General features: G+C 50.8%; 7 protein-coding genes. All 7 read right to left on the bottom strand.

Annotation, left to right across the window (positions count from 1 at the left end; all coding sequences use genetic code 11):
* Nucleotides 1-1,683: ABC transporter ATP-binding protein (locus Q2B33_RS21390; protein ID WP_300823130.1), on the bottom strand; the 1,683-nt coding region annotated here is incomplete at its 3' end.
* Nucleotides 1,680-3,470, bottom strand: coding sequence for an ABC transporter ATP-binding protein (locus tag Q2B33_RS21395; protein WP_300573762.1), 1,791 nt, complete (start codon nt 3,468-3,470; stop codon nt 1,680-1,682). The genes Q2B33_RS21390 and Q2B33_RS21395, both read right to left, overlap by 4 nt.
* A gap of 159 nt (nt 3,471-3,629) precedes the next feature.
* The gene (locus Q2B33_RS21400; protein WP_300792172.1) at nt 3,630-3,809 is read right to left on the bottom strand and encodes a hypothetical protein; all 180 of its coding nucleotides are present in this window, start codon (nt 3,807-3,809) and stop codon (nt 3,630-3,632) included.
* Between the two features lie 44 nt (nt 3,810-3,853).
* Nucleotides 3,854-4,243 carry an HD domain-containing protein gene (locus tag Q2B33_RS21405; protein ID WP_300573765.1) on the bottom strand — a complete coding sequence of 130 codons (390 nt, stop codon included), beginning with the start codon at nt 4,241-4,243 and terminating at the stop codon, nt 3,854-3,856.
* A 143-nt stretch (nt 4,244-4,386) separates the two neighbouring features.
* Nucleotides 4,387-5,130 carry a bifunctional 2-polyprenyl-6-hydroxyphenol methylase/3-demethylubiquinol 3-O-methyltransferase UbiG gene (locus tag Q2B33_RS21410; protein ID WP_300573768.1) on the bottom strand — a complete coding sequence of 248 codons (744 nt, stop codon included), beginning with the start codon at nt 5,128-5,130 and terminating at the stop codon, nt 4,387-4,389.
* Nucleotides 5,131-5,386: 256 nt separating this feature from the next.
* Nucleotides 5,387-6,064: an HD domain-containing protein gene (locus tag Q2B33_RS21415; protein WP_300573771.1), complete on the bottom strand. Its 678-nt coding sequence runs from the start codon at nt 6,062-6,064 to the stop codon at nt 5,387-5,389.
* Between the two features lie 217 nt (nt 6,065-6,281).
* Complete coding sequence (locus Q2B33_RS21420) at nt 6,282-9,545, bottom strand: UvrD-helicase domain-containing protein (RefSeq protein WP_300784464.1); 3,264 nt, start codon at nt 9,543-9,545, stop codon at nt 6,282-6,284.
* Between the last annotated feature and the right edge of the window lie 227 nt (nt 9,546-9,772).

Raw genomic sequence — 9,772 nt, forward strand, 5'->3', positions numbered from 1 at the left:
GCCATTTTCCATAACAACGATTCTGTCTGCAATTCGGGCACTTCCGAGTCTGTGGGTCACAAGCACCGTTGTCCTTTCATCGGATATCTCTTTGAACTTCTTATATATCTTTGTCTCCTCAATGGGATCGATTGCTGCAGTAGGCTCGTCCAGCACGATCACCTTACTGTCTCTGTTGATACCTCTTGCAATAGATACCCTCTGCCACTGTCCGCCTGAAAGGTCTACACCGTCAAACTCACGGGAAAGCATTGTCTCCAAACCGTCGGGATAAGACCGTGATTCAATATCCACATCCGCTTTCTTTAAGGTTTCCAGCAGAGTCCCGTCTTCCCTTTCCGTATCAAGATTGCTGATCATAACATTTTCACGAAGAGTCATCTGATATTTCTGGAATTTCTGGAATACACCGGACATAAGTCCGTAAAGGCTCGATGGCTTAATATCCTTTGTGGGTATACCGTCTATTGTCACACTGCCGCCGGTGGGCTGATATATCCCTGTAATCAGTCTCACGAGAGTTGATTTTCCGGCTCCGTTATGTCCCACAATCGCAATGGTCTCCCCCTTGTCAATCGTCAGATTGACATCTGTCAGAGATTCCTCTTTTGCTCCCGGATATGTAAAGGAAACATTCTTAAGCTCAATCTTTTCACAGAAATCATTTACCTTTGTTTCACCGTCCGTTTCGGGCATATCTATGAAATCGAGAAGGTTGTTGATCGAACCGCTGTTCTTACCTATATCGCCCACAAGATGAATCATTTCTCCCACCATTTCCTGCATCTTTACGATTGCCGTGAATATTGCGGCAAATGTACCCGCCGTAATATCGCCTGTAAGCAATGCTTTGACAAAAAGCAGAAGGACAGCCAGATAACCCGCAAGGCCTATTCCTTTTCCCGCAAGATCGAACAGACAGGCTCTCTTTGCCACCTTAAGGCTTTTCTTATTCAGAACGACCATCGTGTCATAATAAAGCTTCTTAAAATAGTCCGTTACGCCCAGGATTCTGGTTTCCTTGAAATATTCCCTGGAACAGATGGTGCTCTCATAATAATCATAGGATCTTCTCAGCGGAGCGATCTCATCCTCAAGATTGGCGTACATGCTTACCTGCACAAGCTTTGTCAGAAGACAGGGCATCATGGAAACAACAATTACGATTGCCAGAATCGGCTTAATCCTAAAAATCCATATTCCCATAAACAGCACATAGGGCAGGAAAAATGCCATCATCATGATAAATGAAAATACCATGTTGAAGATATTATTGATTCCCATCCCGGCCTTGTTGATGCTGTCCAGAGTTGACGCATCTTCATATTCGATGGCTCCAATTTTAGATATCTTAAGATGGACCTTCTGCATCAATTTTCCGATGACCTTCTGGTTAAATGGCAGATACAGGAAATTGTTGAGTGCGTTGACAAGCTCTGCCAGAATAATGACCACGCCGTACACAATGAGAGAACTGTATATGGTCTTTATGCTTCCGCCCGTATTTATTACTTCACTGGTGGTATCATAAAACTTCTGCAGAAACAAAATCTTTACTGCCCATGACAGGCCATGGAGTATCGTAATTACAAGGAACAATCCAAAAAAGAAGGGGGTTGCCTTAAACACAAGAGGCGTTATTCTCTTAAGTATCTTAATGGGGCTTATTTTCTTTCCACTCATTGATACCACCTCCTCTGACTGTCATACATCGTATAGTATAGCTGCTTTGCAGCCATCAGCTCATTATGCGTTCCCTGTTCCCCTACATGTCCGTTATCAATTACATAAATGTAGTCCGCCAGCTTCACCGAGCCCAGTCTGTGACTGAAGAACAATGTGGTCCTTCCTTCACAAAGCTTTGCAAATTCACTATAAAGGTTACTTTCCGCAATGGGATCCAAAGCAGCAGTGGGTTCATCCAGTACACGGATCGGCGCTTCACTCACAAAGCATCTTGCAAGGGCGATTCTCTGCCATTCACCGCCGGAAAGATCCTTGCCTTCTTGTGCCAGCTTGCCCAGCAATGTATCCTTCCCATCCTCAAGGCCTTCAATGACCGATTCCAGTTTAAGGGCAGTTATGGCATTGTTGACTGCTGCATCATCCGCTCCGCCAACGCATCCTATGGCGATATTATCCCAGATTGAAATGGAATACCTTGCAAAGTCCTGATAAACAACTGAATAAAAGGCTTTGAGCTGAGCTGCCGTATATTCTCCAAGGTCTCTTCCGTTAATAAGTATCCTGCCCTCATAATCCTGATAAAGACCTGTCAGAAGTTTGGCAATGGTACTCTTTCCCGCTCCGTTCGCTCCGACGAAGGCATAATGCCTGCCGGCTTCTATCTTCATGTTCATGTCCTTAAGAATATAGGTTTCCGTACCGGGATATTTGAAGGTTACATTCCTGAATTCCAAAGACTTAAATTCCATACCGCTTTCAGGCACGGCATCCGCATTCTCATACTGTTCAAATGCCGCAAACTTTGTAATCTCCTTAAGGTATTCGATATGTGTGGATACAGCCTCGATTAATCTTGTGAGCGACCATGACATGGTGTGTACAAGATCAAAGGTTGCATTTATCAGTGAAAAGAACATACCGATTGTAATAATTCCCGTTGCAACAGGGTTGATAAGCATTGCTGCAATAAAGGTACACAGAAATGCTGTTATCATGCTTCCGGATTTCAGCTTTACGAACCATTTGGCGCGTGTCCTTGTTTCCATTTTTCTGGAAATCTCATACTGCTCAAACCACTTGTCATTCAGCTTTTCGTTATATCCGAATACCGTTCTCTCATCAACATTTTCTCTTCCCGTCATTACGGTAGTGAGATATTTGTATTTTCTCTGATATTTGGTAATCTCTTTATTGGCCTCATAGGTTGCCTTTCCGCTTATGAACGAAAGATAGAGAAGCGGTATGGCAACAGCTATAATAATCAGTGCAACCCAGGCAATCTGTGTAATAAGAACAATAAGAAGTCCTGCAATTGTCATAAACAGCGATATCAGATTGACTACATTTGTAAAGCCGTCGATGAACTTATGCTCCATTGTATCGGCAACACGGTTCATTAAATCCATACTGTCCGTATTTTCAACATACTTGAACGCAATCTTTGAACATTTTTCAACATATGCGCCCTTAAGACTGACCCTCAAATCCATCTCGATTTTGTTGGCAAGATATGCCTTTATGGGCCAGGCAAGCCATTGATATGCTATAATCCCGATAACAATCGCCAGTGAAATATATACCGCTCTTTTTGTTGCGGAGCCGTCTATAAGTCCCAGCGCATTATCAATAAATCTTGCATTCATGATAACCTGGTAGGTTGGCAGAATTGCAACCGCAAGGGACAGAATCAAATACAATATCATACACACAGGTGAACTGATTATAGAAAATCTCAGCGAATCCAAATATGTATACTTTTTCTTCTCAAAACGTACTTTCTTCATTTTTCTCCTTTACAGCTTTATAAGCAAATTCGTTTTTTGCCAATCATTTCTCTTATCATTTGATGATTTTATACTGCTTAACGATTTCACTTGCCGTGAAACCAGACTGCATAACGCTGACTGGTTCAATCGTATGATTACATTAGGCAGTATTTAGCGTTATGCAGTATATATAAGGCTATCAAAAGAATTTTCCATTACATTGGGAAGGAAAGAATAAATATTACAACCACATTTCCCATCGAAATATTTTTTCAGTTCCATAAATGCTTTCCATTTAACTAACGTAAACTCAGGCAGACCATGTCTGAGCGCCACATCAACCAACCTTTTCTCCATGATACAGGCCCCATTTGGCAATGAGATCGCATCGCATAACTGAATTAGTTTGTCATAATCCTCATAGGCTGTTTCTTCGATATATTGATCCAAAAATTTTTTTGTTCTGCCGTACAATCATATTTTCCGAAGTATATGTCAGAATCATTGATTGGAAAGGAATGCGTCAGGCAAATACGTGCTATTTCTGGCTGATTTATGCTCATCATATAATCGTATCCATCAAAAATATGCAATATTGCTTTATTTCCGGCTCTTCTGCCTATATCATGCAACAATCCCAGTATATATGCTTTGTCACTATCCATCCCCTTTATTCTATCTGCTATTAAGCGTGCATTTGTTGCCACTGAGATACTATGCATTTTCCAAGGTCCGAAATTCAATTCGGCACCTTTTTCCAATTCGTATTCAGCTTTCTGGATTGTCAGCATTATTTTTTCTCCTTGAAAGATTCCTATTGCTTACTAGCTTAGTTTTTAAGAAATGCCGTCACAGTATCTTCCCCAATTCTTATATTCCGTTACTCATTTGTTCTTAATTTTTTTCTCGCTTTATACCATCGGGAGTACATAAACTAATCTGTCTTTATTTTTTCCACCCTCGCCTTTATCAGCAACATCATAGGACGGCGCAGCTCGTCCTCCATCCCCGGGATGCCCATCATATCCTCAGGCGGCACCGCCTCCTCCAGGGCCTGGATTTCAAAGCCGGCATCCAGCAGCCCCATCACGATCTGCGTAAGGGTATGGTGCTGCTTGGCCACATCACACCCCAAAAAGCGGGTCTTTCGTTCCCCGGGCAGGAAATAACCATCCACGGGCCAGTACCGCGGCTTTCCGTCCTCCGCATAGATCCAGTCCTGCCCCACCCCTGCCGTGAACACAGGGTGCTCTATATTAAAGAGGAACGTTCCGCCAGGCTTACAGGTTCTGTACACCTTTCGGAATACCTGTCCGATATCCTCGATATAATGCAGCGCCAGATTCGAGACCACGCAGTCCCATGCATTTTCCGGATATTCGTATTCCTCTATGCCGCAGACCCGGTATTCTATCCGATTGTCCGGGTTCCGGCTGCAGGCCTCTTCAATCATTTTCCGGCTCAAATCGATGCCCAGTACATGCTCCGCACCGTTCTCCACGGAGAATCTGCAGTGCCATCCATAGCCGCAGCCTAAGTCAAGGACGCTTTTCCCGTGAAGCGGCGGAAAAAGAGGCTTCAGCTGGTGCCACTCCCCGGCTGCGCTCAGGCCTTCTTTGCTGCGGGGCATTTTCGCATATTCCTGAAAGAATTTATCATTCTCATATTCGTTGTACATAGTCTGTGCTCCTTCCCCATTGTCATTTCCTGTCTCGGGCAGGCTCCAATTCCTTATGAAGCGTTTTGCGGATTCATTTCCCAGCCTGCGCCATAGACGATTGTGGAACCATGGTCAACAGGCGGGCTTCACCTGGTCATCGCTCCACATATGTCACAGACCTCACAGCCATGGTCAAAGAGCGGGCATGACCTGAAATTTCGCCTTACATATTCCGCATCCCTTACAGCCATAGCACACGGCGGGCACCCGGAAGTCATTCCACATACGCCCGGAGCATTGCCGCGCCTTTCTGCTGCGTTTCACTCACTTCCTGCAGCATACTGCTGTAAAAGGCTTCGGCGGCCTGGCGCCTTGCTGCCGCGATCTCCGCGCCCCGGGCCGTATAGAATTTATCGTACAGTCCCTCCAGCTTATATTTGTATTCCTGAAAAAAGGAAGGCCCCTCATCCCCTGTCCCATCGCAGACGCTTCCGTCCGGCAGCACTGTGTACAAAGGCTCCGAGACCTGCCCCTTGTAGACCAGCGTCCTGGCAATGCCGACTGCGCCGGTCACGTCCACCTTGTCCGCGTCGAACAGTATCTTCGCCTCTATGGTCGTGGGCCGGTTGCCCTTTCTATAACGGTGGGACGCAATGCATTCCCTCACACGGGCCGCGAAGCCCTCCGGGAAACCATGTTCTGCCAGGAAACGATAAGCCTTCTCCGCTCCGGCCTGGGCATGGCATACTTCGGGATTCTCAAACTGCTCCCGGCGGCCTATGTCGTGCAGCAGGCAGGCGCAGATCAGCACGTCCCTGTCCACTTCCTCTTCCGTCCCGGCAATGTCCAGGGCGGTGTACAGGACCCGGTAGATATGCTCCTTGTCGTGGGCGCTGTCCTCCATACAGGACAGCATATAGCTTTCCAGCAAATCATATGTTTCTTTTGTCATTGTTCCTCTCCTTAAGGGACATTTTTCCGGCGATTATCTGTGGGCTTTGAATATCAGCATCGGCTCATCGCCCTCCTGGTTTTTCCGATATGTCCAGGCCCTTCCTGCGGACATCGCCAGATCCACGACAAAGGCAATGCCGAATACGTCCAATAGTCTTTATTTTATCATATTCCACATCAACATGCCATTCCAATTTACAGAATCTCTCCCCGGGTCACATCAGGTCGAACAGGCTCATCTGTACAGCCTGCATCTCTTCCTCTTTCTCCGCCTGTTCCCGGCTGACGCATTCCGCGGGAAGCTCCTGCAGGAACGGAGAGCTTTCCTTTCCGCTTACCAGAATCAGCTCTTCCCGGGCCCTGGTCATGCCCACATAGCACAGACGCCGCTCTTCCTCCATATCCGCATCGCCCTCGCCGAATTCCAGCGGGAACCGCCCCCTGTCCATGCCATACAGGAAGACTACGGGGAATTCCAGCCCCTTGGAGCCATGGAGCGTCATCAGGGTCACCGCGTCCGCCGTGAACTTCCTGCCGCCGTTTCTCCTGACGTCCCCGTCCTCGCCAAAGGAAAAGGTCTGAAGAAAGCTCTCCATGGTGGGATACAGAACTGACATGTCTGTCAGTTTCTTCATGGTATCCGGATTTTCGGGCCGCACATCCCCGCTCCACTCCTCCAGAAGCTTTACGGGACGGGATTTCCTGACTTTTTTCCGGTATTTTTCCACGAGCAGTTCAATCCCCTCCTCCCGGCCCTCTCCCAGAACAGGGCCCAGGAGCCTGCGGCAGAGCGCCTCCGCCGCTTCCTCATTTGGGTACAGGACATGGCGGAAGAAGTACAGCGCTGCCCGCGCCTCCCGCTCCCGCAGGAAATCCTCCCGCCCTGCCACCAGATAGGGAATCCCCTCCTGTCGGAGGCATTTCTCCAGGAGGGCCGCCTGTCTGTGGGTGCGGTATAGCACTGCCATATCGGAAAATCCCCTCACTGCACGGTTCTCCCCGGCGCCCCTTTGGTCCGTGTCCAGCATGTCGATGCCGCCAATCTGGCGGGTGATTTCCTTGGCCACGAAAATCGCCTCTCTGCGCTCGTCCTTGGCGGACACCATCCGCACGGGAAGCCCTGGGCTGCATTCTCCATGTTCCGCGTACCCTGCCATGGCTTTCATTCTGCGCGCCTGTCCTGTGTTGTGGGAGATTACCCCAAGGGCGGCGTTCAGGATGGACGGGGCGCAGCGGTAGTTTTCCTCCAGGCGGATGGTCACAAGGTCCGGGCGCTCCTCTTCCAGCCTGGAGAAGACCTTCGGGTCGCAGCCACGGAAGCCGTAGATGGACTGGTCCGGGTCTCCGATGACGAAGAGCTCCCTGCCGCCCCGGCTCCATTCCCTCACCAGACGGTACTGGAGCGGGTTGACGTCCTGGAACTCGTCGATGAGCAGATAGGAGAAAGGCCTGCGCTGGGGCGCGTCCTCCGGCAGCTCTTCCAGGCGATGCATGGTTTCCAGCAAAAGGTCGTCATAGTCCAGCGCCCCGGCCTGGCGGAGCAGCTTCTGGTAGTGCTGGTACATGCACGGGTTCTTTCGGTCATCGGGCTCGGCGTCATTCCCATACAGGCCGTTCTTCTCCTTTGACAGCTCCTGCAGGAATTTCTTCGGCGCTTTTTTGCGGTCAAATTCCCGGAGGGTCTTCTCCGCCAGCTCCATCTGTAGGCCCTCGTCCGCCACCACAAAGGAAAGTCCCGCCTCCTGCAGGAAGCGGCTGCAGATGGCGTGGAATGTGCCGATCTGCATGTCTGATGTCCTCCTGCCCAGACGGTTTTCGGAAAGCCGGCCCGGCCGGCCCTTTGCAACGACTGATTTGTCTTCTATCCTGGCCCGCATCTCCTCCGCCGCTTTATTGGTGAAGGTCACTGCCGTGATTTCTTCCGGTGCGATTCCTCTCTTGCCCAGGAGGTGGCAGAGTCTGGCGATCAGCGTCCTGGTCTTGCCTGCTCCCGGCCCGGCTATGACCGCCACGCTGCGCCCCACCCTTTCCACGGCGTCCCGCTGGTGCTGGTTCAGGCTGTCTGTCCTCCAGGCGATAGTCTCTGTCTCTGTTCCGGATTCTGGCTTTCGGAGGACAATCTCTCCCGCTTTCTCGGTTTCTATCTGTTGGTCAAAAGCTTCCGGAACCTGCTTCTTGCCAGACCCTTTCTTCATCACTTGCAGCTCTTCAGCCGTGAAAAAGCTCATCTGCCCTTCCAGGCTGCTGATGTCCTCCGGGGAGAGCAGTCCAATCTTGCCGTACTCTCCGTCAAAGCCCGGGGTGCGCTCTACCTTTCCCTCCCGCAGCCGCCGGATTCCCTCGGCCACCAGAGGCCCTGCCGCCTTTCGGATATCCTCCACCGGAACTTCCCGCAGGATGGCGAACTCCGGCCCCAAAGCGCCTGTCATCCGCTCATAGGTCTCCGCGGCCTTTTTCCCTGCGGCGGAAATCCCCATAGAGGCTCCAATCACCTCGGGAAGGGGCACCAGGCTCTCGAAAGGCCGCCCTGTCGGCAGGACGAAGCCCTCCTCTCTGTCCGCAAGCTGTTCTATCCGGTTCAGCACGCCGATGGTTATCTTCTTGCCGCAGACCGGGCATTTGTTCCCGTATCCGGCCGTCTCCCGGGGGCTGATGCACAGTCCGCATTTCCTGTGCCCGTCAAAATGGTACTTCCCCTCCTCCGGGAAGAATTCGATGGTGCCCGCCAGGCCTTTCCCCTCCTGGATGGCCCCTGCCAGGTTTGGATAGGACAGCTCTATGTCGAAGAGATTGGCCTCCCGCCCCAGCTTTCCCGGGGAATGGGCATCGGAGTTGGAAATCAGGTGGAATCTGTCCAGCGCAGCCACCCGCCAGTTCATGGGCGGGTCGGAGGAGAGGCCTGTCTCCAGGGCACGGATATGGGGCGTCAGGTCTTCGAAGCACTCTTCTATGGCATCGAAGCCGGAAAAAGCCCCGAACAGGGAGAAATGGGGCGTCCAGATGTGGGCGGGCACATAGACTGCCTCCGGGGCGGTCTCCAGCATGATTTCCAGTAAATCCCTGCAGGGGATCCCCAGGATGGGGCGTCCGTCAGAATGGATGTTCCCGATCAGCTCCAGCCGCCTGGCAAGGCTTTCCGCCGCTTCCAGCCCGGGCAGGATGAGCAGGCTGTGCACTTTTCTCACGCGGTCTCCCTTTTTGTAGATGGAGCTGATCTCCCCGGTGACCACGAAGCGGGGCTGTATGCCGCTGTCCCCGGCTCCCCCTATGCGGTATTCCTTTTTCAGCACGTAGAGGCCGTCCTCGGCGGGTTCCAGCTTCTCTTTCAGCTCCTCCCGCCAGGCCGGGTGGGTGAAGTCCCCTGTGCCCAGGATGTGGATTCCTTTTTTCCTTGCCCACAGATCCAGATGCTCCGGGGTACAGTCTTTGCTGGTCGCCCTGGAGTATCTGGAGTGGATGTGCAGATCTCCTATGTACATTTCTCCTATGTACATTTCTCCTCACATTCTGCCGCCTGATGGGCAGCTTATTGGCGGATGCTGTCTCCTGTGGTTAGTCGGGACTATCCCAAGTAGTCGTCCGCCGCGTTGATTGCCGGGTTCAGCCAGCATCCTTGTCGAAGTCCCTGCAGACATCCGGTCTCATGAAGCAACGGGGGCTCTTTGTCTGCTTTATGGTGTTCACCTGTCATCCTCCGGATGGGACA

The organism is uncultured Acetatifactor sp., from assembly GCF_948601915.1.
Lineage (GTDB): Bacteria > Bacillota > Clostridia > Lachnospirales > Lachnospiraceae > Acetatifactor.

What these genes read in the sequence shown, in the direction of transcription:
- Q2B33_RS21395 (WP_300573762.1), bottom strand. Translation starts at nt 3,470, where the DNA reads ATGAAGAAAGTACGTTTTGAGAAGAAAAAGTATACATATTTGGATTCG.
- Q2B33_RS21400 (WP_300792172.1), bottom strand. Translation starts at nt 3,809, where the DNA reads ATGGAGAAAAGGTTGGTTGATGTGGCGCTCAGACATGGTCTGCCTGAG.
- Q2B33_RS21405 (WP_300573765.1), bottom strand. Translation starts at nt 4,243, where the DNA reads ATGCTGACAATCCAGAAAGCTGAATACGAATTGGAAAAAGGTGCCGAA.
- Q2B33_RS21410 (WP_300573768.1), bottom strand. Translation starts at nt 5,130, where the DNA reads ATGTACAACGAATATGAGAATGATAAATTCTTTCAGGAATATGCGAAA.
- Q2B33_RS21415 (WP_300573771.1), bottom strand. Translation starts at nt 6,064, where the DNA reads ATGACAAAAGAAACATATGATTTGCTGGAAAGCTATATGCTGTCCTGT.
- Q2B33_RS21420 (WP_300784464.1), bottom strand. Translation starts at nt 9,545, where the DNA reads ATGTACATAGGAGATCTGCACATCCACTCCAGATACTCCAGGGCGACC.